We start from the raw sequence: 25440 nt of genomic DNA, 5'->3' as shown, positions 1-25440 counted from the left end.
ATCGGATGGACCCTCAGAAATGTGTGCATGCCCTAGTGCGTTCGCAGGGACGACGACCACCAATTATCCGGACTAGATCAAACTGCCTCTGCTTTGAGCTCCACCCGCCAGTGCAGCGCGCGCTCCTTCAAAAGCGCGTAGCGGATATAGGGCGTCTCTTCCTCTTCCAGCCGCTCGCATGCCTCGAACGTCAGGCTGTCGGGGCCGTGCGCACTCCACGCGGCCTGCAGGCCTTGGCAGGGGTGGCTGCCCTGGCGGAGCGAGAACCAGATGCGGTTCTGGATTTTCTCAAGGTTTGGCGTCTGGCCGACCCATATCTCGGAGCTGGCCTTGCAGCGGATGACGAAGATCCCCGCGATGCTCTTCCGCTCCTTGTAGGCGGCAATGGCTGCCTTTCGGGCTGATGTCACGGGATGCCTCGCGGGTTAGGGGTCGGAGGAGGCACCAACAGACTGCCCGCCCAGCGTCAATATTATCCGGGTAATATTTGCCGTCGTGGAGGCTTCACGACCGCTGCGGGAGCAGGCTGAACTCGAGCTCGCGAAAACTGGTGTAGTTCCTGCGGATCCACTGATGCAGCTCGGTCGACGAGTCCTGCTCGTTCCGCAGGTAGTTGGTGAAGGAAAAGGTCAGCCGATCGATATAAGTCTTCAGGAACGAGGGCAGCGCCGATATGCGCAGCACCCGCCCCAGGCCCATCGCCCCGGGCAGTTCGCCACGCACCACGTACTCGTTGTCGACCGTAATCAGCGCTTTCAGCGGGATCTGCTCTCGTAACGTCGAATAAGCGCGCGCGGAAACACGGTCGGTATCCGCCACGAACAGGATGATCGGGGCCACGCCACGCCGTGCGGCCTCTTTCAGGAAACCGATCTCGTTGATCATCTTGAAGAACTCGTCGAACGCATGAAAGCCGAGGTCGATCACCTTAGCGATGCCGTCGTTGACGATCAGGCGGTCCATGAGCTGCATCTTGCCGTAGGTGTCCATCACGTCGGCCGTCTCGGTGATGCGCGGCAGATATTCGAGCAGCGATGGTTCCTTCAGGTTGATGTCGAAGGAAGATACCGTCCCATCCTTCAGCAGCAGGAACTCGCTCAACAGGCGCGCGAGCAGCGTCTTGCCGACCAGCGGCCGGGGCGAGCAGATGATGTAGACAGGCGTGGAGCTCATCACCCGCTATATCAAAGGAATTTTCCGCCTAATCCAGCCCCGCCGCGGCGGCTATCCGACTATTTTTCGCCGCCGCGCACGCCAGGCTTGGCACCGACGAGATCGGTCAACTTGATGCGGTCGAACTCGCTCCAGACGTTGGCGAGCCAGTGCCGGACATAGCCGCGCAGCACGAACGAATAGTTCGCGGCCTCGTCGTCCTTGCCCTTGTTGGCGACGAATTTGAGGAACGGCACCGAGGAAACCTCGACCTGCTCATAGGCCATCTCATTGAGCTTGGGGATGGTGAGGTCGGTGGCGTCCTTGATGCGGTGAAAGTAGGAGTTGTAGGTCGACTGATCCCACTGGAAGAACTGGGTGTCGTTGATGAAGTTCTTCACTAGGAAATATTTGGCGCCGTGCATGAAGTTCGCGGTCTCGGCGATTTCGTCCAGCGAGGCGATCGAGGGGCCCAGTATATGGAACACGGCAAAGGTGATCTGCCCGGCCTTTGCGGCATCGAGAAAGCCGATGTCGCGCAGCGAGGCCAGCGCCGGCGACAGCAGTCCGGCGCGGACGTCGATTACGGTCACCGAAGGGCCAGCACTCAGCGTGTCGAAGATCTTCATCTGATCCGATGTCGTCGTCATGTCGACGATCTCGGTAATGTCAGGGTGGAAGCGCTTCAGGGTGCCGCGCGGCGATTCGGTATCGAATGCCCGGGTCGGCACGTTATTGGCGCTAAAATAGTCCAGGAGCGTCCGCGACACGGTCGTCTTGCCGACCCCGCCCTTGTCCGCGCCCACCACAATCACGACTGGCTTTGCCATGGAATTCCCTTGAACAGCAGTTCCGACCGCGGGAGCGGCCGGCTTGCCCCATTCCCTGCTTTGGGCGCGAACATGGCAGAAACAAGGGAGAATTCAATTCATTAGACGGCCGTCGCCATTATTCCGCACGGAATTCGTTAATCCCGCGCGTCGGCGGGGCGCTGTTTAGCGATGCGGGCCCCAAGGGCCGTCCAGGGGGCCGGAGCGGGCGCCCGGAACGCCGGCGGGCTCGCTTGCGTCGCTCCACGGGCCGCGGGGAACCGGCGGTTGGAGTTGCTCCGTGGCCGATTCCTCCGACTGGGGTTCATCCGCCGTATCCGACGGGAGGGCGAGCGGGCCGGGATCGCGGCCACCGGCAAACTGCACCAGCGCCTTGACGCGCCTGTCGACTGACGGATGGGTCGCGAACAGGTCGGCAAACCCTTCGCGCGGATTGTCGACACAGAGCTCCATGATCGCAGATGTCGCGCCGGGCAGCTCGCCGCGGTTCTCGATCTTGCGCAGCGCCGTGATCATCGCGTCGGGGTTCTTGGTCAGTTCGACCGAGCCGGCGTCGGCCAACAGTTCGCGCGACCGCGACAGCGCCAGTTTGACGACTTGCGACAACAGCCAGGCCAGCAGGATCAGCACGACCGCGATAATGATCGCCACGATGGCGCCGCCGCCTCCCTTGCCCCGGTCGGACGACGAAGAAGAGGACGATGATGATGAGGAGGAGGAGGATGAAGACCAATCGCTGCCGGTGGAGTTCCACGACAGGTTGGTAAACGTTCGAAAGAACAATTCGCCGAAGAAACCCACCACGCCGGCGATGATCATGGCGATCACCATCAACTGCACGTCGCCGTTGCGGATATGCGTGAGCTCGTGGCCGAGCACGGCCTCGATCTCCTGGTCGTTGAGCGCCTGCAGAAGGCCCGAGGTGACCGTGATGGAATATTGCCGCTGGTTAAGCCCGGTGGCGAAGGCGTTCAGCGCCGGGCTGTCCATCACCTTCAGCTTCGGCATCGTGATGCCGCGCGAGATGCAGAGATTTTCCAGGAGATTATAGAGCCGCGGCTGCTGCTGCCGCGTTACGCTCTCGCCGCCGGTCACGGCGTCGATCATGTTCTGGTGGAAGAAATAGGCGATCACGATCCACAAGGCGGCGATGATTGTCGCATAGGGGAATGCTGCGATCAGGTCGCGCGAGGCGCGCGTTAGATAATAATTGAGTGAAGCACCGCTATTGAGCACCACTTCCGCGACCAGCGCGCCGGCGAAGACCAGCACGTAGATCAGCAGAAACAGCCCGGCGAGCAGCAGCATCGAACGAAACTTGTTCGATGCGATATGCGTGTAGAGACCATACGCGGCCATGGCTGCCTTTCGCTAACCACGGTCATTCCGGGGCACGCCAACGGCGTGAACCCCAATGTGCAATTGCACATTGTGGAATCTCGAGATTTGAGCCCGAGATGAGATTCTCAGGTGCGCAATTGCGCACCATAGTTCGATGCTTTGCATCGCCCCGAAATAAGGGGGAAAGCGGAGTGCCATCTCGATGTCAGAACTTCACGCTCGGCACTGTCTCGACTTCGGTGCGGCTGGTGCCGAGATCGAAGAATTCCTTGCGGGTGAAGCCGAACATGCCGGCGAACAGCGCTGCGGGAAGCTGCTGGATGCCGGTGTTGTATTCCTGGACGGCGTTGTTGAAGAAACGGCGGCTGGCCGCGATCTTATTTTCGAGGTCGGAGAGTTCGCTGGCAAGTTGCTGGAAATTCGCGTTGGCCTTGAGGTCCGGATAGGCCTCCGACAGCGCGATCAGCCGGCCGAGCGCGCCGCTCAACTGGTTTTCCGCGGCCGACACCTGCGCCGGCCCCTGCGCCGACATCGCGGAATTGCGTGCCTTGATGACGTCATCGAGCGTGCCGCGCTCGTGCGAAGCGTAGCCCTTCACGGTCTCGACCAGGTTCGGGATCAGGTCGTGGCGCTGCTTGAGGTGGACGTCGATGTCGGCAAAGGCTTGGCCGACGCGCTGGCTGAGCGCGACCAGGCGGTTATACGCAGCGAACGCAAACAGCACGATAATGACGATGACGCCGAGAACGATCCAGCCGGTCGACATGACGGACAACTCCTAGAGAGGACGAAAAGACAGCGAACCTAGACGAAAACCGGGGCGTGCGGCAGCCCGCCCGTGAGGTGGGGCATGGCTTTAGTCGGAAGTGGGCCGGGATAAGTTCAAGGGGTAAACACTCCTCCGTCATTCCGGGGCGTGCGCAGCACGAACTATGGGGCGCCCTTGCGCCCTGAGAATCTCGAGATTCCCCGATGCGCAATTGCGCATCTGAGGTCTGGTCCTTACGGACCATCCCGGAATGACGGATCAACTAACCGCATCGCCCCACCGCCAGCGGCGGGCGGTGGCGTAATCCGCCTTGGCGCGGCGCGGCACTTTCGCGAAGGTGAGACCTTCCGGCGTGCAGAGCTTGGCTGTTACTTCGACCTTGCCGATCGCCGGTTGCGCCAGCACGCGCGAGCGCCGCCGACCTTCCATCGCAGCGCGCGTCAACGCGACATAGGAGAATTTCTCGTCCTCGTATGGCAGCTCCGCGCCCTTGACCTGCTTGTGAGCGCGTGAGCGCTGCAGGCGCTGGGTGAAATGGCACCAGTCCGGTGCTTGAAGGGGGCATTGGCTGTCGTGCGGGCAGGGGACAGCGACGTGCGCGCCAAGGCCGATCAAGTGGGCGCGGAGTGCGATGATTCGGGCATAGCCCGCCGGAGTGCCGGGTTCGACCACGAGCAGCGTATCGTGGGTCTTCTGCCACAACAGTTCGGCGAGCGCGCTTTGCTCCGCGTCGCCAATCTCGCCGATCATGTAGCTCGCCACGACAAGATCTGCCGCATCCGCTTTGGCAAGCGCGGCGCGGGCCTCGCCGAGTTGGTAGCCGATGCCGCGCAGCCGGGTGCTGTCGTGCGCCAGATCCAGCGCCAGCGTGCGCAACGCCGCGTTGGCGTCCAGCAGCGTGAAATCCCTTAGCGAAGGGAATACTTCGGCCGCTGCCCATGTGGCCGTGCCCGGCCCGGCGCCGACGTCGAGCGCGGTCTTCGGAGCGAAGTCAGGTCTGCTCTCGACGAGTGCGTTCACGCTGGCCGTGACCGCGGCATAGGTTGCAGGCATCCGCGCCAGCGCATAGGCGAGGGCGTCGGTCTCTGAGCGGATCGTCGTGGAGCCGCCGCCTTCACGGTAATTCTTCGAGATGGCGGCTGCGCGGCCGGCGGCGTCGCTGCGCGAAAAGCCCCGCAGCTTGCCGTCGAGCGCGGCTTTCAGTTCAGCGGGGAGATCGGGTGAGGTCATCGTTTTCCGTCGTGCCCGCGAAGGCGGGCATCCAGTACGCCGAGGCGGCTGTGACGATCACGGACAGCGCGGCGTACTGGATCATCCGCCTTCGCGGATGATGACGTCAAGAAATGTGGCGCCGCCGCTGCCTCACGCCACGTTCTGATCCAAAATCTTCACGGCGTCGTCGAGGCCGACCGAGACCAGTTGCGAGACGCCGCGTTCGGCCATGGTGACGCCGAACAGCCGGTTCATCCGCGCCATCGTGATCGGATTGTGCGTGATGATGATGAAGCGGGTTTCCGTCGACGAGGTCATTTCGTGCAGCAGGTTGCAGAACCGCTCCACATTGTGGTCGTCGAGCGGCGCGTCGACTTCGTCCAGCACGCAGATCGGCGACGGGTTGGTGAGGAACACCGCGAAGATCAGCGCCAGCGCGGTCAGCGCCTGCTCGCCACCCGAAAGCAGCGACAGCGTCTGCGGCTTCTTGCCGGGCGGTTTGGCGATGATTTCGAGGCCGGCTTCCAGCGGATCGTCGCTCTCGATCAAATGAAGCGCCGCTTCGCCGCCGCCGAACAGTTCGACGAACAGTCGCTTGAAGTGCTCGTTGACGGTCTCGAACGAGGTCAGCAGCCGCTCGCGGGCTTCCTTGTTGAGACTCTGGATGCCCTGGCGCAGCCGCTTGATGGCTTCGACCAGATCGTCGCGTTCGGTGGCGAGCGCGGTGTGCTGGGTCTCGACCTCGCGCAATTCTTCCTCGGCGCGCAGATTGACGGCGCCAAGGCGCTCGCGGTCGCGGCGCAGCTTTTCGAGGCTTTCCTCGATTTCGGAAAGCGGCGGCAGTTCCGCACCGGGCTCGATCTCGGCGAGCGCAGCGACCGCATGCGGCTCGACTTCGAGCATGTCGTGGATCTCGCGCTCGATGTCGGAAAGCCGGCGCTTGGTGCCCTCCATGCGTTCCTCGGCGCGGGCGCAGGCCTCGCGGGAAGAGGAGAGCGCTTCGAGCGATGCCTTGGCCGCGCGATCGGTCTCCGCCATCAGGCTTTCGGCGGCGGCCAATGCGTCGGCGGCGACGCGGCGGGCGCCTTCGGCAGACTCGATTTCGTTGATCAGCGCGCGGCGCTTTTCGGCAAACAATGCCGGCGCGTTTTCGAGATCGGCGCGCTCGGCCGTCACTTCGGTGATGCGCGCTTCGACGGTGGCGACCTGTGAGGCCGAGCTCTGCTTGCGGTTCTGCCATTCGGTGCGCTCGGCCGTGATCGCCTGCACGCGCTTGTCGGCCAATTCAGCTTCGCGCGCCAGCGCCTGAGCTTCGGCCCGCACCTGCGCCGCAAAGCGGCGGTGTCCGTCGATCTCGGTGCGAACGGCGCTCAGTTTCGCTTCCGTCTCATCTGTCGGCGCCAGTTCGGTCAGCGCGGCAGTAGCGCTTTCATACGCGGCCTCAGCCTCGCTGCGGTCGGCGGCAAGACGGGTATGGGCTTCGGTCAGCGCGGATTTGCGCGCGGCATGGCGATTGATCTCGCGCTCGGTCGCGGCATGGCGTTCGCGCGCCGCATCGGCCTCGCGCTGCGCGGCCCGCCAGGCCTCGCGGGCGGCGGTTTCGGCAGCGGATGCCATTTTCAGTTCCGCCTCGGCGTTTTCCAGCGCCTGCCGCTTGGCAGCGGCGTCAGTGCGGGCCTGTTCCAGCTCGTGTTCGATATCAACCAGGCGGGCGCGTTCAGCCAGGCGCCGAGCGGCACCGGTCGGCGCATGCGCGGCGGCGACAAAGCCGTCCCAGCGCCAGACGTCACCTTCCAGCGAGACCAGCCGCTGGCCGGTCTTCAATTGCGAAACGAATTCCGCGCCGCGCTCCTTCGGCACGACGCCGATTTGCGCCAGACGGCGCGCCAGTTCGGCCGGCGCCTCGACATGCGCAGCCAGCGCCTCCACGCCGTCCGGTAGGGCCGGATCGTCGAAGCTTGCACCGGCATTGGTCCAGCGCATCGGCGCGGAGGGATCGACGGGCGCGTCAAGATCGTCGCCGAGCACGGCGCCGAGCGCTTTCTCATAGCCCTTGGCGACGGTGACGCCGTCGATGATCGGCGGCCACAGATTCTTGGTCTCGACATTGACCAGTTTTGAAATCGTGCGCGCTTCGGTCTCTAGCCGCTGCACGCGCTTTTCGGCCTCGGTGAGCGGGGCGCGGGAAGCTTCGAGCTTCTGCCGTGCAGCGATGTGGCCGGTTTCGTTGGCTTGCGCTGCCGCTTCGGATACGGCCAGCGTTTCCTGCGCGGTCTCCATGGCGGCGGCGAGCGCGTCGAGGTCGCCGAGATTGCCGGTCTCATCGCTGAGCTTCTGCTCGTCGGCCGCGACGCTGGCAATTTCCTGGTCGAGCCGGGCCAGCCGGTCGCGATGGGTGCGCACGCCGGCCTCTAACTGGTTGCGCTTGGCCGTGAGGTCGGCGAGCGCCGTGGTCAGTTCGCCGAACATGCGCTCGGCAGCGGCCAGTGTCGCTTCCGCTTCCGACACGCGCTCGTCGACGCCAGAACGCTTTTCGACGCGTGACTTGATCTCTTCCTTCAGCTCGGCGTCCTCGGTGTCGAGGCGCTGCAGCGCGACCTCGGCATCGGAGGTCTGCTGCTGTTCGCGCGCGATGTCGGCGGCGAACTGATTCAGCCGCCGGTCGAGCTCGGCGACACGCTCCTTGGCGCGCTCTTCCTCACGGTCGAGCTGTTCGCGGGCGTTGGTGAGACGCTGCAGTCCCGCGGCCGCGCGGGCTTCGCCCTCGCGCAAGGCCGGCAGTTCGGAAGCGCGGATCGCCTGGATACGCGCCGCTTCGGCCTGCTCGCGGGTGCGCTCGGCCATCTCGCGCACGTTGACGTCGTGCGTATGCGCGGCTTCCGCGACGTCGGCATTGGCCTCGAGCCAGCGCAGGTGGAACAGCGTGGCCTCGGCCTTGCGCACCTTGGCCGCAACTTCGCGGAAGCGAATGGCTTGGCGCGCCTGCTTCTTCAACCCTTCCATCTGGCCGGACAACTGCCCGATCACGTCCTCGACGCGGGTGAGGTTGGTTTCGGCAGCCCTCAGCCGCAGCTCGGCCTCGTGGCGGCGGGCATGGAGGCCAGCGACGCCGGCGGCGTCTTCCAGCACGCGGCGGCGCTGCTCGGGTTTGGCCTGAATGATCTCGCCGATCTTGCCCTGGTGGACCAGCGCCGGCGAACGCGCGCCGGTGGCGGCGTCGGCAAACAGGATCTGCACGTCGCGGGCGCGGACATCGCGGCCGTTGATGCGATAGACCGAACCTGCCTCGCGCTCGATGCGGCGGGAGATTTCCAGCACCTGGCTGTCATTGACCGCGGCCGGCGCCGTGCGATCGGCATTGTCGATCGTCATCGTGACTTCGGCGTGGTTGCGCGCCGGGCGGTTGCCGGAACCGGCGAAGATCACCGCATCCATGTCGGCGGCGCGCAGCGATTTGTGCGAGGTTTCGCCCATCGCCCAGCGCAAGGCTTCGACCAGATTCGATTTGCCACAGCCGTTCGGTCCGACCACGCCGGTGAGGCCGGGTTCGATCATGAAATCAGTGGGTTCGACGAACGACTTGAAACCGTGGAGGCGGAGGCGCGTGAGTTTCATGAACACAAATCTCTGTTGGCCGGGCGCGAATCTCCCTGCCGTGACAATACCATAGATGGCAATGTCAGTGTGGATGAGCCGCCCGTTGCGGCGCTTATGAGCCGCGACAATGGCGAGGCCGAGGCCGGAGAGCAACGCCCCCGCGGGCTTTTCCCAAGGGATTTGAGGCGCTTGTGTGGCGCCTTTTGCTGGACTTATGAGCGCGAATGAATCCGGCGGCGCGAATCAGCTTTTCAGCATCGCGTTGATGCGCTTTGCGAACTCCTCGAAGCTTTGTTCGCCCTTGATCATCTCGCCGTTGATGAAGAAGGTAGGCGTCGACTGCACCTTCAGCACCTCGGCGGCATATTTCTGGTCGGCGGCGATCTTATCGAGCAGCGCCTGATCCTTCAGGCAATCCTCGACCTGCGTCTGCGTGAGGCCGGCCTGCTTGCCGATCCGGGTCAGCGTCTCCGTGGTATTCTTCGCCACCCAGTCGTTCTGCTGCTTGAACAGGAGATCGATGACGGCGAAATATTTCGGGGCGTCGTCCTTGGCGATGCAACGGGCCAGCATCGATCCGGCAGCCGCCTTGATGTCGAGCGGGAATTCGCGGAACACGTAGCGGATCTTGCCGCTGTCGATGAATTCCGACTTGATCTTCGGGAACACTTTTTCGGCAAATGCCGCGCAGTGCGGGCAGGTCATCGAGGCGTATTCGGTGATGGTCACCGAAGCGTTCGCCGGGCCAAGCCCCATGTCGGGCAGCGATTGCGGCTTGGCGACGTCAGCGGGGCTCTGCGCAATCGCATCGGTGATCAGCCGCAGCGGCGAGAAGCCGGCGAGCAGGCCAAGCCCGGTCAGCGAGAGAGCGGCGGTGAAGGCGCGGCGCGTGATCATCAAAGTCTGCTCCCGAATGGCGCGTTCACGCCCGAAAGAACTGCGAAAAAGAAGCCTTCGCTAGCTTGAAACGCCAGTTGTGGCAATGGCGGGTCGTGGCGGTCGCGCCGCGCGGCGGGCTCAATTTCGCTTGATCGAGGCGCCGAGCCGGGCCAGCGCTGCGCGCAATCCCTCATCCTCCACGGCAGACAGGGTTTCGGCCACCTTCGCGACCGATTTCGGGTCGGGCGCGCGGGGCGGCGCGGGGCGATTTCGGCGCGACAGCGGCGCCTGCCGCAGCGCCAGCCGGCCGACCGCGCTCCAGCCGAAAAAGCGGTTGACGCGTTGCAGGATCACGTCGGACGAATGCTGGATCTCCAGCGCCATCGGGCCCTCCACCCGCAGCACCAGGGTTGCCGGTTCCTGCGGCTGCCCCTCCACCGGCCGCGGCCATTGCATCTTGAGCGGCTCGGAATGGGCGGCGATCTCGGAGCCGGCGATTTCAGCCCAGCGCGTCACCAGTTCGCGTGCAGCAAATCCCTGCTTGGCATAGGCGTCGGAAAAGACGTCGCTGAGCAGGACGGAGAGGGGTTTCGCCGAGATCGGGCCGGGTTTTGCCATGGGGCTCTATAACACGGCGCCAATTGCGGTAGAAATCGCCAGTGCAACCTCCTCATGGCCGGGGCTTGACCAGCCGTCCACGTATCGGATCAACGCAAGAAAGACGTGGATGCCTGGGACAAGCCCGGGCATGACGTGGAGAGATTGGCGTTCCGGCACTAAAGTAGGTGGATGACGTCTTCCACGGCCGCAAAAATCAAACGACAGGCAGTACCTGCCCGAAGCGCCTCCCGCCCCGCGCTGCTGCTCGACTGGTACGACCGTCATCGCCGTCGCTTGCCGTGGCGGGCGGCAGCGGGCGAGCGGGCCGATCCGTATCGGGTCTGGCTGTCGGAAATCATGCTGCAGCAGACCGGCGTCAAAACGGTCGGGCCGTATTTCGCGAAGTTTCTGGCGCGCTGGCCCGATGTCGCTGCGCTCGGCCGCGCGTCGCTGGATGACGTGCTGCGGATGTGGGCCGGGCTCGGCTACTATTCGCGCGCGCGCAATCTGCATGCGTGTGCGGTCGCCGTGCTGCGCGACCATGGCGGGATATTTCCCGACACCGAGGAAGGCCTGCGCCAATTGCCCGGGATCGGGCCTTACACGGCAAAGGCGATCGCAGCGATCGCGTTCGAGATCCGAACCATGCCGGTCGACGGCAATATCGAGCGCGTGGTGTCGCGGCTTTACGCGGTCGAGGAGCCATTGCCGCAGGCGAAGCCACGCATCCAGGAATTGGCATCGACACTATTGGGGGAATCCCGTGCGGGCGACAGCGCGCAGGCGCTGATGGATCTGGGCTCCTCGATCTGCACGCCGAAGAAGCCGGCCTGCGCGCTATGCCCCTTGGATGATGATTGCGCCGCTCGCCTGCGCGGCGATCAAGAGACTTTTCCGCGCAAGGCGCCGAAGAAAGCGGGAACGCTGCGCCACGGAGCCGCCTTCATCGTCACCCGCGGCGACGAACTCCTCGTTCGCACCCGGGCGGAGAAAGGCCTGCTCGGCGGTATGACGGAAGTACCCGGCTCGGCCTGGCTCGCCGGGCAGGACGACAAGATGGCGCTGAAGCAGGCGCCTGAAGTCAACGGCGTGACGCGCTGGCACCGTAAGACGGGCGTCGTCACTCACGTATTCACGCATTTTCCGCTCGAGCTCGTGATCTACACCGCCGATGTCGCCGCGCGCACGCGGGCACCTGCGGGCATGCGCTGGGTGCCGATTGCAACGCTCGCCGACGAGGCGTTGCCCAATGTGATGCGCAAGGCGATCGCCCACGGGCTGGACATTTGAAAATGCGAGGCTGCTCGCTGCTGACACCATGCTGGCAGCAGGGCTGCGTTAGGACGGGGCCTCACGGAGGTTCCCATGATCGCGACCGCTCTCGATAGTCTTAGCCCTCCGCCGTCCTCAAAGCTGCTCGGTTGGCGCCTGCTCGACGCGCGGCCGAAGGACGGCTGGATCCGCATCGGCTTCGACGGCAAGCGGGATTTCTGTAACCCGGCCGGCTTCGTGCAGGGCGGCATTCTCTCGGCGATGCTCGACGACACCATGGGGCCTGCGGTGTTCGCCATGACCGAAGGAAGGCTCTACACCGCAACCATCACCATGACGGTGAATTTTCTGGCGCCGGCGAGGCCGGGGCCGATCACGGGCGAGGCGAAAGTCACCCAGCTCGGCAAGACCGTTGCCTTTGTCGAGGGACGGCTGACGGCCGAGGATGGCATGCTGCTGGCGACCGCCTCGACCAGCGCGCGGCTGGTCGAGACGGCGAAGGCGATTGCCTCGGCTAGATCGCAGCCCGCGACGCTTCCCGCATGATCTGAACAATCGGCGGCTTGGCGTTGAGGCCTTCGACCTGGAAGCCGGCGACGCGCTTGTAGTTGGCGGCGATATCTTCCAGCTCTTGCAGCGAGAGCACGTCGGTCACGACGTTGTAGCCATCAGGCGCGCGTTCCTCAACCATCTGCATCACCTGCTCGGGGCCGTTGCGGCGGTTGAGCATCACGAGGTCGGTCGTGGCGGGCCGGCGCTCGGCTTCATACGCTGATAACGCGGCGCTGGTCGGGCCCTTCGCGAGGATCTCGCGGGCGATGACGCGCGCGTCCAGAATTGCCTGCGAGGCACCGTTGGAGCCGATCGGGTACATCGGATGCGCGGCATCGCCCATCAGCGTGACCCGGCCGAATGTCCATTGCGGGACCGGATCGCGATCGACCAGCGGATATTCGTAGGCGTGTGGGCAATTCTCGATCAGGCCGGGCACGTCGAGCCAGTCGAACTTCCAGTCCTTGAACCAGGGCAGAAACTCTTCGAGTTTTGCGGTGCGGTTGTAGTCCTCGCGCCGCCACTGATATGTCGGCGGCATGTGCCGCTCGGCCACCCAATTGATCCGGAACTTGCCGGCGCTGTCGGCCTGCTTCGAAATCGGATAGCAGACAAATTTCAGGATCTCGTGGCCGGCCATGATCATGGTGCGGCCGGACAGGAAGGCGTCGCTGTCGGTGATGCCGCGCCACAGGATGCGCCCGTTCCAGATCGGCGGGCCTTCGTTGGGATAGAGCTTTTCCCGAACCGCCGAATGGATGCCGTCGGCCGCGACCAACAGCGCACCATCGTGCGCGCCTTTCGATTTTCCGGTCGCCTTGTCGATGAATTCGGCGCGGACGCCATTCTCCGTTTCGGTCCAACCCGAGAGGTGATGGCTGGTCAGGATGTTCTCTCTTCCCAATCGCTCAATGGCGGCATCGAGTAAAATCTGCTGCAGCGTGCCGCGATGGATCGAGAATTGCGGCCATTTGTAACCGGCCTCGATGCCGCGCGGCTCGCTCCAGATCGGTTTGCCGTGCTTGGAAAAATACGCAAGCTCCTTGGTGCGGACAGCGGCTGCATCAAGCACATCATGCAGGCCGAGGTCGATCAGCTCGCGCACCGCATGCGGCAGCACGTTGATGCCGACGCCGAGCGGCCGCAGTTCCGGCACGCTCTCGAAAATTTTGGCTGATACGCCGATCTGATGCAGGCTGAGCGCCAGCGTCAGCCCGCCGATACCGCCGCCCGCGATGAGCACAGTCATTGATAAGCCCTCGATACACTTAACGATGTCATGACATGGCAGCGCGGGCGTGGGCAACCAGGAAAACCCGGCATTTGTCGCTGGCGTCTACCGGGATGGACGGCGGAACGCGGGGGCGTTAACTTCATCCGCGTCCCCATCACCGTTAACTTCGCCCGCGTCCCCATCGGGAGGATTGACATGTTCAAGCTCTACTACGCCCCCGGCACCTGCGCACTCGCATCGCATATCACTCTGGAAGAGGCCGGCGCCGTCTACACGACAGAGCGGCTCGACTTCAAGAACAGCCAGCAGACCACCCCGCAATATCTTGCCATCAACCCGAAGGGCCGCGTGCCCGCGCTGGTGACGGACCGCGGCACGCTGACCGAAACGCCGGCGATCCTCGCCTTCATTGCGAGCAGTTTTCCGAAGGCGCAGCTTGCGCCCGAAGATCCCTTCGCCTTCGCGCAGGCACAGTCCTTCAACAGCTATCTCTGTTCCACCGTGCATGTGTCCCACGCCCACAAGATGCGCGGCTATCGCTGGGCGGCCGAGGAATCCTCGCTTGCCGATATGAAGCGCAAGGTGCCGGAGACCATGGCCGCTGGCTTTGCGCTGATCGAGCGCGACATGCTGAAGGGGCCGTGGGTGATGGGCGAGCAGTACACGATCTGCGACCCCTATCTGTATACGATCGGGCTCTGGCTGGAAGGCGACGGCGTCGATGTTGCGACGCTGCCCAAGGTGATCGCTCACCGCAAGCGGATGTCGGACCGGCCCGCCGTGCAGAAGGTGATGGCGGAAGAGAAGAGCTGAGCTTGTAGGGTGGGCAAAGCCATCGGGTCGCGCGAATGCGCGCCCGATGACAGGCTCCGCGTGCCCACCGTCACGAGCGCGAATGGAGAGATGGTGGGCACGGCGCAAGCGCGCCTTTGCCCATCCTACGCAGCCTTTTTCGCGCGCTCCATCTCGCGGCCGATGCCGAGCATGATGTTGCGCAGCCAGATCGAGCCGGGGTCCATCTGGGCGCGGGTCGGATAGAACATGAACTGCTCGTCTATCCCGGGATCGAGCGGCGGCGCGACGGTTGAAAGCGACAATTGCTTCGATAGCGCACCGATCAGCCGGCGCGGCACGAAGGCGACGAGATAGGTGCGCGCGGCGACGTGCAGCGCCTCGAGATAGCCGGGTACGACCAGCGCGATCCGTCGCTCGATGCCCTTGGGGCGCAACCACATGTCGATCAGGTCCTCGCTCTGGCCGCGGATCACGACCGCGACATGGCGCGCGTCGAGAAAGGTTTCGATCCGCTTCAGCCGCGCGCCGGCGGGATGACCGCGCCGGACGGCAAGCGCGTCGCTGTCGGTGTAGAGCCGTTGCCGATGAAATCCGGTGAAGGCGTTGCCGATCGAGATCACGAGGTCGATGGTGCGAGCGAATTCCGCGGTGAAGATCGCCGGCCCGCGCCATGGTACCACGTCGATCCGGACGTTCGGTGCAGCCTTGGTGATCTTCTCCATCAGCGGCGGCATCAGAAGCTCGACCGCAAGATCCGGCATCATCAGGCGAAACTGGCGCTCGCTTCGTGCGGCGTCGAATTCATCGGCGACGAACAGCGAGCGTACCTGGTCGAGCGCCTGCGCCAGCGGCGCGCGCAAGGCTTGCGCCCGCGGCGTCAATTCCATGCGCGCGCCGGTTCGAACCAGCAGTGGATCGCCGATCAAGTCGCGCAGTCGCTGCAGCGCGTGGCTCGCCGCCGGCTGCGACAGCCCGATCCGCATCGCGGCGCGGCTGACGCTGGTTTCCCTCAAGAGCGCGTCAAGCGCCACCAGCAGATTGAGGTCAAGCGAATTAAAATTCATAGGATGAATATATATCATATTCTCTATTGATTGGAAGAATGCCGCGCGGCGCGTGATGATGTCGACATCGGATCAAAGGAGAAACCGCCATGAGCGCAGCAGCGAACAAGAAACTAGTGCAGCAGATCTATGCAGATTCAGCGAACCGCAGCGGAACGACCTTTCTCGACAACATCGCCGAGGATGTCACCTGGGTCGTCACCGGCCAGTATTCCTGGTCGGGCGAATTCAAGGGCCGTGAGGCTATCAATAGCGGCCTGATGGGTCATCTGCGGTCGCTGCTCGCCGCCGGGCGGCCGCGCACGCTGGCGTTCAACTTCATCGCGGAAGGCGATTACGTCGTGGTCGAAGCCCGCGGCGACAACGTCACCAAGTCCGGAGAGCGATACGACAATCAGTATTGCATGGTCTGGCGCATCGAGAACGGCAAGATCAAGGTGATCAAGGAATATTGCGATTCCGCGCTGGTCGAGCGCGTGCTCGGGCCGTTCCCGGCGGAGCGAAAGCTTGCCGTTGCGGTTTAGAGCGCGCATGGAACGGCCGAGCTGAAAATGAGAAACGGCGCCCGCAAGAGCGCCGTTTTTGCCTGAATGCGTTCGTTCGGTCAGGCCGCCTTCACCGACATATGCTTGAACATGTTGCTGCGGGCCTCGTCGTCCATCTCGGCCTTGAACTTAAAATTATCCTTCAGCGCGATCGCCTTGGCCGCCGCGGGACGCGCGGAGATCTCGTCGACCAGCCGCTTCACATTGGGATATTTCGCCGCCGCATCATCGCCCATGACGAACGCGGCCATCCGCGCCCAGCCCCACAGCGCCATATCGACGATGGTGTAGGTGTCGCCCACCATATATTTGCCGCCGGCGAGATGATCATTGAGGATCGCGTAGTGGCGCTGCGCCTCGAACTGATAGCGGTTGTGGGCATAGTCGTGGTTCTGGTCCTTCGGCGCGAAATGCTTGAAGTGTACCGCCTGTCCCGAGTACGGCCCGACGCCGGTCGCCACGAACATCAGCCAGGACAGCGTCTGTGCGCGATTTTGCGGCGTGTTGGCGGGCAAAAACTTGCCGGTCTTTTCCGCCAGATAGAGCAGGATCGCGTTGCTGTCGAACACTGTGACGCCGTCGTCTTCGATGGCGGGCACCTTGGCGTTCGGATTGATGGCGAGATATTCCGGCTTGAACTGGTCGCCCTTGCGGGTGTCGACGGCGACCGGCTCGTAGGCGATGCCGGCTTCCTCCAGGAAGAGGGCGACCTTGGTCGGATTGGGCGATCCGTTGAAATAGAATTTGAGCATGAAAAATCTCTCCAGCTCCTGTTGTAGTTTGAAACGGGCGCAACGCGGCTCCCGCGGCGGGCGGAAACTATCTGCGGCGATTTCACGAGTAACGCAACCGAAGACTTCGTGAATGTCTTTCGGACGAAAAGCGGGGCCGTCTCAAAGAAGTATTTACTGTGCCGCGTTTCAACAGAGGGTCGTGGCTTGTGCCCGGCACAGCCTACGCCTATTGGCTGGAGCAGTGGAGGTCGCGCATGTCACGAACGAGCAATGTCCGGTCCATTCTTGCCCTGGCTAGCTCCATCGTATCCGTGGCGGCAAGCCCCGCCTGGTCGCAGCAGCCCCAGCCCGCGCCGGCGGTACAGCAGCTTCTGCTGCAGCGCATTCCGGTCGGTACCGTGCTGGATCGATATCTTGAATCCCTTCGTAACGATTTCTTCGTGGTCGATGCCGATGCCGACGGCCAAATCAACCAGCGTGACATCGATCTCCACACGGTGATGGAAGACATTCAGGTCCGGACGAACGCGGTCAGAACGGTGATGCGTTACGATCTGGATGGCGACGGCTTCGTCACCGAGGACGAAGTCCGCCGTGGCATGACCTATGATCTTCGCGTCCAGCTCGGGCTTGCCGCCTTCAACAAGACCAACAAGGCGCAGCTTCCCGGCGCCGGCCCCGATGCTGCCGCGAAGCAGATCGACCACATGGTGCGAACAATCGTGGCGCTCGATGCCGACAATGACGGCAAGGTCAGCATGGCCGAAGCCGCGAAATTCGGGGCGCCCACCAATCGTGTGCGTGGCGCGAACGGGCAGGCGGAACGCGCCCGTCAGTTGCTGACGATCGACGGCGCTTCGAAGGGGACATTGACCCTGGCCGAATACCAGGCGGCGGGCGAGTCGCTGTTCCGCCAGGTCGATACGGACAAGGATGGCGTGATCTCGCAGCAGGAGCTCAGCGACTTTCGCGCGCGCGCCGAGCGGGTCGGCTGCGAAATGCCCGCGGCCTCCGAAAAGGCCAAGGTCGTCATGCTGAGCAGCTATGAGACCGAGGCGCTTTCCAGCGTCACGCTCGGCTTGCAGGACAACGTCGTTCACGCCGGCCGTGTCGTGGTCGAGCCCGGCAGCGAGCCGCTCTATGTCGTGATTGCCAGCTACTCGCCCACGATCTGGCAATTCTCTGGCGCGGTGGAGCGAGTCGAACGACTGGTCATGACCAGTTCGCGCACCGGACCGAACAGCGGCGACGTCAATCAACGCTCTCTGGTCGGCGCGACAGGCATCGCACCGGAAAGGGTTCATTTCTTCAATAAGTCGAACTGTCTTACCTATTTCAATGAGACGCCGAGCAGCGCATCGCTGCAAACGATTGCGGCGATCCGGAGCGGGGCTGGCAAGGCGCCGGAGACGGTCGCTGCCAAATACTCCGTCGCCAGCTTCAAGGTGCCGTCGGGCGCGATCGAATCGGTGCCCGAGCAAAAAAAAGGCCCGCTGATCATCGAGAAGACGCAGGGTACGCTCAAGGTAGTCGGCGATGCGAGCAATGTGATCGTCCAGGCGGGGCCGAGCCGCGCCAAGGACGAGATGTACCGCTTCTCCCCGGGCGGCGTAATCGAGATCGATGTCAAGGCGGTGGTCAGCAGCGTGCCGGCCACACCCTACGAGGTGTTGCCGCAACAGGCTGGGCTGGTTCAGCTCATCGCCTCCGGAGCTTTGAGGCAGAACAGCCTCGGCGAATACATTGTGCGCGAGAAGATACGTTTTCCTGCCGGATTATACGGCGCCCATTCGGTCACCTTCCTGGTCATGAAGGGAACGCCTTATCCGGATGGTGACCCCGGCCATTCGTGCGTGATCGTTGAAGAAACCGGTGAAAAGAAGGGTGGCGGCTGCCGCCGTTAGTCGCCGTTTGACGAGCGCATGCGAGTTCGTGAGAAGCCGTCCCTTACGATATGAACAGGCCTCCGACACCGACGACCGCAAGAGCGGCGCCGGCAGCAATCATCGTCGAGGCAAAGCGGATTTCCGAACGCAGAGCGGTCCGTTGCCCCGCGCGTTCTGATCCTCGCGCATAGCCGTGGACGATGATCTGCTCGCTGAAAGTGCCGCTGGCGTCGAGAATGTCGGTCAGACCTGCGCAGGCGACCAGAATGCCGAGGATGATCAGCCCAGCCGGACCCAGCAAGCTTAGCAGCAGCATCGGGAATAGGCCGATCAGGAAGATCGGCAGCAGCGGCAGCACAATGAAGGACTCGGAGCCTCGTGTGCGCATGGGAGTATCTCTAAATAGGAAAATGAATGCAACTCGTATGACTTCAAATAAGGGCGAAAAGGCGCAACGCTACCCGCAAGCATGGCACGGCTGCCATGCCGGCCCATCACGCCGGCTGCGCAGGAGGTGGGCAAGCCGAATTTTGAGCCATGTCGGCCCGCAGACCGTACGCACGTTGCGGTACTTTGGCCCGGCCATGCCATGGGCCGCGCACCCTCGGGGGCCTCTGTGGTGAGGTGAACCGTTAACCCGCCGCCATTTCGGAGCGGATTTCGGCGCGGAGTTCGTCGATCAGCTTGAGGCCGTTCTTGGTCTCGACATGCCAGAAGGTCCAGCCGTTGCAGGCGCCGGAGCCCTGCGCCACTGCGCCGATGCGGTGAATGGAGCCGACCTTGTCGCCGAGCATGATGGCGCCGTCGGCGCGAACCAGCGCGCCGTGACGCTTCTTGGAGTCGACCAGTTTGGTGCCGGGCGGAATCATGCCGCGCTCGATCAGTTCTGAGAATGCCACACGCGGGGCATCGCGCGCCGTCATGAACGGCGCCAGCGTCGCCTCGGGCAGCGGTTCGACCGCTGCGATGCGTTCTTCGGCCGCAGCCGCATAGGTCTTGTCGCGCTCGAAGCCGATGTAGCGGCGGCCGAGACGTTTTGCCACGGCGCCGGTGGTGCCGGTGCCGTTAAAGGGGTCGATCACGAGATCGCCGGGCTTTGACGACGACAGCAGCACGCGCGCCAGCAACCCTTCCGGCTTCTGGGTCGGGTGAACCTTCTTGCCGTCGGCGCCCTTGAGACGCTCTTCGCCGGTGCAAAGCGGGATCAGCCAGTCGGAACGCGCCTGCACGTCCTCGTTGGCGGCCTTCAGGGCCTCATAGTTGAACGTATAGCCCTTGGCCTTCTCGTCGCGCGCCGCCCATATCATGGTTTCATGGGCATTGGTGAAGCGGCGGCCGCGGAAATTCGGCATCGGGTTGGTCTTGCGCCAGACGATGTCGTTGAGGACCCAGAAGCCGAGGTCCTGCATGATCGCGCCGACGCGGAAAATATTGTGATACGAGCCGATCACCCACAGCGTCGCCGACGGTTTCATGACGCGGCGGCAGGCGAGGAGCCAGGCGCGGGTGAAATCATCGTAAGCGGCGAAGGATGAAAACTTGTCCCAGTCGTCGTTTACGGCATCGACATGAGATTCATCGGGGCGTTTCAGATCGCCCCTGAGTTGCAGGTTGTACGGCGGATCTGCGAACACCAGATCGACCGAACCGGCCGGAAGCTTCGACATCTCGGCGACGCAATCGCCGACGACGATACGCACGCTTGAGTCAGACTCAAATTTGGTGCGGGGCGCCCTTGCAGACGCCCCGCGACGCGACACAACCATGACTCAATTACTCTGACTCAGGCGACGCTGTCGGCGACGCGGGACTAAACAACCGACTGGCGATACATTGACCCGGCAAAGTAAAAATCGACTTAACCAAGAAAGTTATCGACGCAGAATGTGAAGAGAGATCATCGGCAAGATTACCAGCAGAGATTGCGGCGGCTTGCGCACTAGGCAATTTTTGCCGGGCGGGTTATTGATTAATGAAATGGAAATTTTACGTGATTGCCGCGTTCAATGTTCGGGCCGACAGCCGGGGATGAGGAAATAGCGCCATGCGTTACGATGATTTCCGCCGCAGCGACGAAATCGAAGACCGTCGCGATCAGGGCGGCGGCGGAATGGGTGGCGGTGGCGGCTTTGGCCTGCCGATGGGCGGCGGCGGGCTCGGTATCGGCACTATCATCGTGCTCGGCCTCGTCGGCTATGCCTTCGGAATCGATCCGCGCATCCTGATCGGCGGCGCCGAAATCCTGACCGGCGGCGGTCAGGCGCCCACCTACCAGACCGATCGCCGGTCCGGACCGGCCAAGACCGGCGCGCCGAAGGATGAAGTCGGCAGCATGATCGCCGGTATCCTCGGCGAGATCGACGACCGCTGGAGCGAGATCTTTCAGGCCAGCGGCCAGAATTATACCGGCCCGCGCATCGTGCTGTTTCGCAACGCCACCAATGGCGGCCGCTGCGGCATGGCGCAGTCGGCGATGGGGCCGTTCTACTGCCCGCCGGACAAGCAGATCTTCCTCGACACCAGTTTCTTCCGCGAAGTCGAGACGCGCTTCCGCGGCTGTTCAGGCAGTGCCTGCAAGTTCACGGCTGCCTACATCATCGCGCATGAAGCGGGACATCACATCCAGAACCTGCTCGGCATCCTGCCGCGCGTGCAGCGGTTGCAGCAGCAGGCCGGCAGCAAGGCGGAAGCCAATGCGCTGCAGGTCAAGGTCGAGTTACAGGCGGATTGTCTTTCCGGCGTCTGGGTCAATCGCGAAGAGAAGAAGCGTCCGGGCTTCATCGAGCCCGGCGATATCGATGCGGCACTGAGGACGGCAACCGCGATCGGCGACGACACGCTGCAGCGGCAGTCGACGGGCAGGGTGGTGCCCGACAGCTTCACCCACGGCTCGGCAGCGCAGCGCAAGCAGTGGTTCATGACCGGCTACCAGCAGGGCACGGTGCAGGCCTGCAACACGTTTGCGGCGGGAGCATTGTAGCTTGAGCAGAAGTAATTCGTCATGGCCGGGCATAGCCGTCCGAAGGACGGCGTCGCTTCCGCTCGCCTATGTCCGGGCCATCACGTCTTACTTCTAGGAATTGAAAGGATGCCCGGGACAAGCCCAGGCATGACGAGAAAAGCAGTCATGTCCATCGACGAAACCAAACAATTCGTGCCGCTCAACATCGCGGTGTTGACGATCTCGGATACCCGCTCGCTGGCGGACGATAAATCCGGCGCCACGCTGGCCGACCGGCTGACGGCGGCAGGCCATCACCTTGCCGCGCGCGAGATTATTGTCGACGACGTCGATGCGATCCGCGTCATCATCAAGCGCTGGATCGCCGATCCTGGCGTCGATGCGATCATCACCACCGGCGGCACCGGTTTCACCGGCCGCGACGTGACGCCGGAGGCGATCGAGCCGCTATTCGAAAAGCGGATGGATGGTTTTTCCATCGCCTTCCACATGCTGAGCCATGCCAAGATCGGCACGTCGACGGTGCAGAGCCGTGCCACCGCCGGCGTGGCGGGGGCGACCTTCATCTTCTGCCTGCCGGGATCGCCGGGCGCTTGCCGCGATGCATGGGACGGCATTCTCGCCGCCCAGCTCGACTACCGCACGCGCCCATGCAATTTCGTCGAGATCATGCCGCGGCTGGATGAGCACCTGCGGCGGCCTAAAGCCCAAGGCGCGTCGGCCTGACCAGCAACGCCCATAACGCACGCCACATATTGTGCCAGGCCTCGACGCGCAATTGACTTGCGCGCCTGGTATGGAACGCGATCAATTCCGGCGTGACGCGCTGCGAGGTATCGCGGCGCCCGGGCTTCACAGTTCCAGCTCCCAGGTTTCGCCGACGAGATCGACGCCAAAGCTATGATGCGGCTCTTCCTTGACGCGACGGAAGCCTGCGGCCTGATAGATACCGCGCGCGGCGACAAGGATGCTTTGGGTCCACAGCGTCATTTTCTTGTAGCCTTTCTCGCGCGCCGCGCGGACGCATTGCTCGACGAGCGCGCGGCCGACGCCCAGCCCGCGCGCCTTTTTCTCCACTAGCAACAGCCGCAGCTTTGCGACGTCATCACTGCCCTTCACCAGAAATATCGAGCCGACCGGTTCGCCGCCTGCTTCCGCAATCCAGCAATGCTCGCGTGAAGCGTCATAGGTCTTGATGAACTGCGCGCAGATCTCGGCGACCAGTGCCTCGTAGCTGATGTCCCAGCCATACTCCTCGGCATAGGCCTTTGCCTGGCTCGAGATCACCCAGCCGATGTCGCCGGGTCGATGGCTGCGCAAGAAAAAAGCGGCTGGCTTCTCCGTGGGCCGTTCCAGTGCCCGCTCGATCGTCGTCATCGCCTGTACGATAGCGGCGCGCTGACTGTCTTCGAGCGAAGCGAGCAGGCTTCCGACCTCCTCGCGCGAGCGGCGCTCGAGCTCGGCAGAGGCGGTGCGCCCTTTGGCGGTCAGCGAGAGTTCGTTGACGCGGCCGTCGTCCTTTGACGGCTTTCGCGTCACGATCTGGCGGCGCTGCAGCGCCTGCAAGGTCCGGCTCAGGAAGCCGGGATCGAGGCCAAGCTCGCGGGTGAGGTCGGTGGCGGTGCAGGTCGAGCGATGCGCGATCTCGTAGATGATGCGCGCTTCCTGCAGCGTGAAGGGACTGTGCAAGAGCTTCGGCTCGATGAGGCCGAGCTTGCGGGTGTAGAAACGATTGAAGGCACGTACCGCCTGGACCTGATCGCCGGATTGAGACATCGCGACACCTTTATAATTGCCATTGTCAAATAATTATTTGACTATGGCAAGTATATTTTGTGCTGCGAAAGACGTTGCTGGCGGGGTGAGGGGAACGGCGGAGCATTTCCTTCTTGTGCCCCGACAACGGCATCGCGTCGCGATCGATGCTACTTTGCATGGGGTTGTTTTCGCGATTTTGCGTGCGGGCGTTGTACCGCCGTACTGCCGACGCTAGGCGACGACCATGATCCGGCTGCGCAACTGGGTGCGCGCCGAGCGGCCGAGCTGCCGCAACAGCCGCGTCTCGGAGCGGCGGGCATCGGGCCGGTAGCCGCCGAGCCGGTCATAATGATCGCGGGCGATCAGGAGGCCCTGTTCCGCCGATGGCCCGGCGATCAGGCGGGCGACGAATTTGAAGCCGTCGCGCAGCCGCGTCTCGGCATAGGGCGAGCGGGCATAGCGAAATACTCCGGCACGCGGTCGTCCGCTGTTCGATACGTTCTGGATGAACTGCGTGGTCTCTTCGATCCAGCCGCCGTCGAGCACCGCGCCGGCGTGCAGGAACATCAGCCATGGCGAGCGCGCCGCCCGCGCGCCAGCGGCCAGCGCAGCGGCGTGTGTTCCATCGAACTTAAGAAAGCGGCAACCGGCCACGTCGGCCACCCGTTCGATCACGCCATTGCCGGCCCGGTCGACCAGCAGCACTTCGCGGATGACGCCGGCTGCGGCTCCCGGCACCAGCGCCGCCAGCGTGGCGACGGCGGGCTGTTCTATTCCTTCGGTCGGAATGATCACGCTCAGCATGGGTGAGGTTTTCAATGGCTCAAACGGTGAAAAACGCTGCACAGTTATCATCTTGTCACAATCAAAACAGCCGCTTGCGTGCAGATTTTTGCGGCATCGGGCGCCGGCTCCGTCTCCAGTGTCCGCGCTTACAGTGAACTGCTGCCGAAGATGTTCTTGATTTGTTCTTGATGCGTGCTATGTTCGCTTCATGAGCCGAGCATCCTCTCATGCCCTCAAGCACCCGCCGGTCACGCCGCCCTCCGAGCCGGCGGGTGCGACACCTTTTCCCGAACTCGCGGTCGCCATCGAACGCCAGCGGCGGCGCGGCCGCGGCGCGCAGTCCAACGACAGCGGCCGGTTCGAAGCCGAGGCGCGGGTCGCCTTCGACGATGGCTGGCAGAGCCTGGACGACCTGCCACCGTTCAAGACCACGGTCTCGCTGGATACCTCGCGCAAGATCATCACCCGCAACGACTCGCCCGACATCGGTTTCGATCGCTCGATCAATCCCTATCGCGGCTGCGAGCATGGCTGCGTCTACTGCTTCGCGCGGCCGACCCACGCCTTTCTCGGCCTGTCGCCCGGACTCGATTTCGAATCCAAATTGCTCGCCAAGCCGGACGCGCCGGAATTGCTCGAGAAAGAATTGGCGGCGCCCGGCTACGAGCCGCGCATGATCGCGATCGGCACCAACACCGATCCCTATCAGCCGATCGAGCGCGAGCACAAGATCATGCGCGGCATTCTCGAAGTGCTCGATCGGGCCGGCCATCCCGTCGGCATCGTCACCAAATCGGCGCTGGTGACGCGCGACATCGATATTCTGCAGCGAATGGCAAAGCGCAATCTGGCAAAGGTCGCGATTTCCGTGACCACGCTCGACCCCAAGCTCGCCCGCACGATGGAGCCGCGCGCCTCGACGCCGCCGAAGCGGCTGGAGGCGCTGCGGCAACTGTCGCAGGCCGGCATTCCTGCCACCGTGATGGTCGCACCCGTTATTCCCGCGCTGAACGATTCCGAGATCGAACGCATTCTCGATGCCGCGGCTCACGCCGGCGTCAAGGAAGCGAGCTACGTGCTGCTGCGGCTGCCGCTCGAGGTGCGCGACCTCTTTCGCGAATGGCTGATGGCGAATTATCCCGATCGTTACCGTCACGTCTTCACCCTGATCCGCGACATGCGCGGCGGGCGCGACTACGACTCGCAATGGGGTACGCGGATGAAGGGCACCGGCCCGATGGCCTGGATGATCGGGCGGCGGTTCGAAATCGCCTGCGAGAAGCTCGGCCTCAACAAGCGGCGTTCGAAACTGACGACCGATCATTTCGTGAAGCCGAAGCGGAACGGACAGCAGTTGAGTTTGTTCTGATCGTCATTGCGAGCCGTCGCGCGAATGCGCGCCCGATGACAGGCTCCGCGACGCAATCCATCGCGCCAAGCAAGGAAGAATGGATTGCGTCCGCCTTAGCTCG

General features: G+C 63.4%; 24 protein-coding genes. 8 read left to right on the top strand and 16 right to left on the bottom strand.

Features of this window, described 5'->3' with window-relative positions; genetic code table 11:
• Window positions 1-77 precede the first annotated feature (77 nt).
• The 9 genes from KJQ96_RS31835 to KJQ96_RS31795 all read right to left on the bottom strand — a co-directional run bounded on the left by KJQ96_RS31835 (window position 78) and on the right by KJQ96_RS31795 (window position 10398).
• Window positions 78-410, bottom strand: a complete 333-nt coding sequence (locus tag KJQ96_RS31835; protein ID WP_213290311.1) for a GIY-YIG nuclease family protein — start codon at window positions 408-410, stop codon at window positions 78-80.
• Window positions 411-504: 94 nt separating this feature from the next.
• Window positions 505-1173 (bottom strand): hypothetical protein, encoded by a 669-nt coding sequence (locus KJQ96_RS31830; protein ID WP_213290310.1) that lies wholly within the window; start codon window positions 1171-1173, stop codon window positions 505-507.
• Between the two features lie 59 nt (window positions 1174-1232).
• Window positions 1233-1982, bottom strand: coding sequence for a hypothetical protein (locus KJQ96_RS31825; protein ID WP_213290309.1), 750 nt, complete (start codon window positions 1980-1982; stop codon window positions 1233-1235).
• 165 nt (window positions 1983-2147) lie between these two features.
• Window positions 2148-3341: a M48 family metallopeptidase gene (locus KJQ96_RS31820; RefSeq protein WP_213290308.1), complete on the bottom strand. Its 1194-nt coding sequence runs from the start codon at window positions 3339-3341 to the stop codon at window positions 2148-2150.
• A 187-nt stretch (window positions 3342-3528) separates the two neighbouring features.
• A complete protein-coding gene (locus KJQ96_RS31815) occupies window positions 3529-4089 on the bottom strand; it encodes a LemA family protein (protein WP_213290307.1) in 561 nt (186 codons plus the stop codon).
• A 261-nt stretch (window positions 4090-4350) separates the two neighbouring features.
• Window positions 4351-5322, bottom strand: coding sequence for a small ribosomal subunit Rsm22 family protein (locus tag KJQ96_RS31810; RefSeq protein ID WP_213290306.1), 972 nt, complete (start codon window positions 5320-5322; stop codon window positions 4351-4353).
• A 132-nt stretch (window positions 5323-5454) separates the two neighbouring features.
• Complete coding sequence (gene smc, locus KJQ96_RS31805; protein ID WP_213290305.1) at window positions 5455-8919, bottom strand: chromosome segregation protein SMC; 3465 nt, start codon at window positions 8917-8919, stop codon at window positions 5455-5457.
• A gap of 225 nt (window positions 8920-9144) precedes the next feature.
• Window positions 9145-9801, bottom strand: coding sequence for a DsbA family protein (locus tag KJQ96_RS31800; RefSeq protein ID WP_213290304.1), 657 nt, complete (start codon window positions 9799-9801; stop codon window positions 9145-9147).
• 117 nt (window positions 9802-9918) lie between these two features.
• On the bottom strand, window positions 9919-10398 hold the full coding sequence (locus KJQ96_RS31795) for a DUF721 domain-containing protein (RefSeq protein ID WP_213290303.1): 480 nt from the start codon (window positions 10396-10398) through the stop codon (window positions 9919-9921).
• 171 nt (window positions 10399-10569) lie between these two features.
• Between KJQ96_RS31795 and mutY the strand changes: the two genes are divergently transcribed.
• Window positions 10570-11670: an A/G-specific adenine glycosylase gene (mutY, locus tag KJQ96_RS31790; RefSeq protein WP_213290302.1), complete on the top strand. Its 1101-nt coding sequence runs from the start codon at window positions 10570-10572 to the stop codon at window positions 11668-11670.
• Window positions 11671-11745: 75 nt separating this feature from the next.
• A complete protein-coding gene (locus KJQ96_RS31785) occupies window positions 11746-12198 on the top strand; it encodes a PaaI family thioesterase (protein WP_213290301.1) in 453 nt (150 codons plus the stop codon).
• Here the strand turns inward: KJQ96_RS31785 and KJQ96_RS31780 are convergent.
• Window positions 12167-13453 carry a flavin-dependent oxidoreductase gene (locus tag KJQ96_RS31780; RefSeq protein WP_213290300.1) on the bottom strand — a complete coding sequence of 429 codons (1287 nt, stop codon included), beginning with the start codon at window positions 13451-13453 and terminating at the stop codon, window positions 12167-12169. The genes KJQ96_RS31785 and KJQ96_RS31780 overlap by 32 nt on opposite strands.
• 180 nt (window positions 13454-13633) lie before the next feature.
• Here KJQ96_RS31780 and KJQ96_RS31775 point away from each other — a divergent pair, with 180 nt between their 5' ends.
• Complete coding sequence (locus KJQ96_RS31775) at window positions 13634-14251, top strand: glutathione S-transferase family protein (protein WP_213290299.1); 618 nt, start codon at window positions 13634-13636, stop codon at window positions 14249-14251.
• Between the two features lie 125 nt (window positions 14252-14376).
• Here KJQ96_RS31775 and KJQ96_RS31770 read toward each other — a convergent pair whose 3' ends face one another.
• On the bottom strand, window positions 14377-15297 hold the full coding sequence (locus KJQ96_RS31770) for a LysR family transcriptional regulator (protein ID WP_213290298.1): 921 nt from the start codon (window positions 15295-15297) through the stop codon (window positions 14377-14379).
• Window positions 15298-15386: 89 nt separating this feature from the next.
• Here KJQ96_RS31770 and KJQ96_RS31765 point away from each other — a divergent pair, with 89 nt between their 5' ends.
• A complete protein-coding gene (locus tag KJQ96_RS31765; protein WP_213290297.1) occupies window positions 15387-15821 on the top strand; it encodes a nuclear transport factor 2 family protein in 435 nt (144 codons plus the stop codon).
• Between the two features lie 80 nt (window positions 15822-15901).
• Here KJQ96_RS31765 and KJQ96_RS31760 read toward each other — a convergent pair whose 3' ends face one another.
• A complete protein-coding gene (locus KJQ96_RS31760) occupies window positions 15902-16594 on the bottom strand; it encodes a glutathione S-transferase family protein (protein WP_213290296.1) in 693 nt (230 codons plus the stop codon).
• A gap of 236 nt (window positions 16595-16830) precedes the next feature.
• Between KJQ96_RS31760 and KJQ96_RS31755 the strand changes: the two genes are divergently transcribed.
• Window positions 16831-18480, top strand: a complete 1650-nt coding sequence (locus KJQ96_RS31755; RefSeq protein WP_213290295.1) for an EF-hand domain-containing protein — start codon at window positions 16831-16833, stop codon at window positions 18478-18480.
• Window positions 18481-18523: 43 nt separating this feature from the next.
• Here the strand turns inward: KJQ96_RS31755 and KJQ96_RS31750 are convergent, their stop codons facing one another.
• Window positions 18524-18850, bottom strand: a complete 327-nt coding sequence (locus KJQ96_RS31750) for a hypothetical protein (protein WP_213290294.1) — start codon at window positions 18848-18850, stop codon at window positions 18524-18526.
• Window positions 18851-19094: 244 nt separating this feature from the next.
• Complete coding sequence (locus KJQ96_RS31745; RefSeq protein ID WP_213290293.1) at window positions 19095-20228, bottom strand: site-specific DNA-methyltransferase; 1134 nt, start codon at window positions 20226-20228, stop codon at window positions 19095-19097.
• A 278-nt stretch (window positions 20229-20506) separates the two neighbouring features.
• On the opposite strand from KJQ96_RS31745, the gene KJQ96_RS31740 reads away from it, so the two are divergent.
• Window positions 20507-21442 carry a neutral zinc metallopeptidase gene (locus tag KJQ96_RS31740; RefSeq protein ID WP_213290292.1) on the top strand — a complete coding sequence of 312 codons (936 nt, stop codon included), beginning with the start codon at window positions 20507-20509 and terminating at the stop codon, window positions 21440-21442.
• 147 nt (window positions 21443-21589) lie between these two features.
• Complete coding sequence (gene moaB / locus KJQ96_RS31735; RefSeq protein ID WP_213290291.1) at window positions 21590-22150, top strand: molybdenum cofactor biosynthesis protein B; 561 nt, start codon at window positions 21590-21592, stop codon at window positions 22148-22150.
• Between the two features lie 126 nt (window positions 22151-22276).
• Here moaB and KJQ96_RS31730 read toward each other — a convergent pair whose 3' ends face one another.
• The gene (locus KJQ96_RS31730) at window positions 22277-23200 is read right to left on the bottom strand and encodes a helix-turn-helix domain-containing GNAT family N-acetyltransferase (RefSeq protein WP_213290290.1); all 924 of its coding nucleotides are present in this window, start codon (window positions 23198-23200) and stop codon (window positions 22277-22279) included.
• Between the two features lie 213 nt (window positions 23201-23413).
• Window positions 23414-23986 carry a glycosyl transferase gene (locus KJQ96_RS31725; protein ID WP_213290289.1) on the bottom strand — a complete coding sequence of 191 codons (573 nt, stop codon included), beginning with the start codon at window positions 23984-23986 and terminating at the stop codon, window positions 23414-23416.
• Between the two features lie 190 nt (window positions 23987-24176).
• Between KJQ96_RS31725 and KJQ96_RS31720 the strand changes: the two genes are divergently transcribed.
• On the top strand, window positions 24177-25337 hold the full coding sequence (locus KJQ96_RS31720) for a PA0069 family radical SAM protein (RefSeq protein ID WP_213290288.1): 1161 nt from the start codon (window positions 24177-24179) through the stop codon (window positions 25335-25337).
• Window positions 25338-25440 lie beyond the last annotated feature (103 nt).

Source organism: Bradyrhizobium sp. sGM-13 (assembly GCF_018398875.1).
Classification (GTDB): Bacteria; Pseudomonadota; Alphaproteobacteria; order Rhizobiales; family Xanthobacteraceae; genus Bradyrhizobium.
Note: the sequence above shows the minus strand (reverse complement) of the source record. Positions and strands in the feature narration are given on the sequence as shown.

What these genes read in the sequence shown, in the direction of transcription:
- KJQ96_RS31830 (WP_213290310.1), bottom strand. Translation starts at nt 1,173, where the DNA reads ATGAGCTCCACGCCTGTCTACATCATCTGCTCGCCCCGGCCGCTGGTC.
- KJQ96_RS31825 (WP_213290309.1), bottom strand. Translation starts at nt 1,982, where the DNA reads ATGGCAAAGCCAGTCGTGATTGTGGTGGGCGCGGACAAGGGCGGGGTC.
- KJQ96_RS31820 (WP_213290308.1), bottom strand. Translation starts at nt 3,341, where the DNA reads ATGGCCGCGTATGGTCTCTACACGCATATCGCATCGAACAAGTTTCGT.
- KJQ96_RS31815 (WP_213290307.1), bottom strand. Translation starts at nt 4,089, where the DNA reads ATGTCGACCGGCTGGATCGTTCTCGGCGTCATCGTCATTATCGTGCTG.
- KJQ96_RS31810 (WP_213290306.1), bottom strand. Translation starts at nt 5,322, where the DNA reads ATGACCTCACCCGATCTCCCCGCTGAACTGAAAGCCGCGCTCGACGGC.
- smc (WP_213290305.1), bottom strand. Translation starts at nt 8,919, where the DNA reads ATGAAACTCACGCGCCTCCGCCTCCACGGTTTCAAGTCGTTCGTCGAA.
- KJQ96_RS31795 (WP_213290303.1), bottom strand. Translation starts at nt 10,398, where the DNA reads ATGGCAAAACCCGGCCCGATCTCGGCGAAACCCCTCTCCGTCCTGCTC.
- mutY (WP_213290302.1), top strand. Translation starts at nt 10,570, where the DNA reads ATGACGTCTTCCACGGCCGCAAAAATCAAACGACAGGCAGTACCTGCC.
- KJQ96_RS31785 (WP_213290301.1), top strand. Translation starts at nt 11,746, where the DNA reads ATGATCGCGACCGCTCTCGATAGTCTTAGCCCTCCGCCGTCCTCAAAG.
- KJQ96_RS31780 (WP_213290300.1), bottom strand. Translation starts at nt 13,453, where the DNA reads ATGACTGTGCTCATCGCGGGCGGCGGTATCGGCGGGCTGACGCTGGCG.
- KJQ96_RS31775 (WP_213290299.1), top strand. Translation starts at nt 13,634, where the DNA reads ATGTTCAAGCTCTACTACGCCCCCGGCACCTGCGCACTCGCATCGCAT.
- KJQ96_RS31770 (WP_213290298.1), bottom strand. Translation starts at nt 15,297, where the DNA reads ATGAATTTTAATTCGCTTGACCTCAATCTGCTGGTGGCGCTTGACGCG.
- KJQ96_RS31765 (WP_213290297.1), top strand. Translation starts at nt 15,387, where the DNA reads ATGAGCGCAGCAGCGAACAAGAAACTAGTGCAGCAGATCTATGCAGAT.
- KJQ96_RS31760 (WP_213290296.1), bottom strand. Translation starts at nt 16,594, where the DNA reads ATGCTCAAATTCTATTTCAACGGATCGCCCAATCCGACCAAGGTCGCC.
- KJQ96_RS31755 (WP_213290295.1), top strand. Translation starts at nt 16,831, where the DNA reads ATGTCACGAACGAGCAATGTCCGGTCCATTCTTGCCCTGGCTAGCTCC.
- KJQ96_RS31750 (WP_213290294.1), bottom strand. Translation starts at nt 18,850, where the DNA reads ATGCGCACACGAGGCTCCGAGTCCTTCATTGTGCTGCCGCTGCTGCCG.
- KJQ96_RS31745 (WP_213290293.1), bottom strand. Translation starts at nt 20,228, where the DNA reads ATGGTTGTGTCGCGTCGCGGGGCGTCTGCAAGGGCGCCCCGCACCAAA.
- KJQ96_RS31740 (WP_213290292.1), top strand. Translation starts at nt 20,507, where the DNA reads ATGCGTTACGATGATTTCCGCCGCAGCGACGAAATCGAAGACCGTCGC.
- moaB (WP_213290291.1), top strand. Translation starts at nt 21,590, where the DNA reads ATGTCCATCGACGAAACCAAACAATTCGTGCCGCTCAACATCGCGGTG.
- KJQ96_RS31730 (WP_213290290.1), bottom strand. Translation starts at nt 23,200, where the DNA reads ATGTCTCAATCCGGCGATCAGGTCCAGGCGGTACGTGCCTTCAATCGT.
- KJQ96_RS31725 (WP_213290289.1), bottom strand. Translation starts at nt 23,986, where the DNA reads ATGCTGAGCGTGATCATTCCGACCGAAGGAATAGAACAGCCCGCCGTC.
- KJQ96_RS31720 (WP_213290288.1), top strand. Translation starts at nt 24,177, where the DNA reads ATGAGCCGAGCATCCTCTCATGCCCTCAAGCACCCGCCGGTCACGCCG.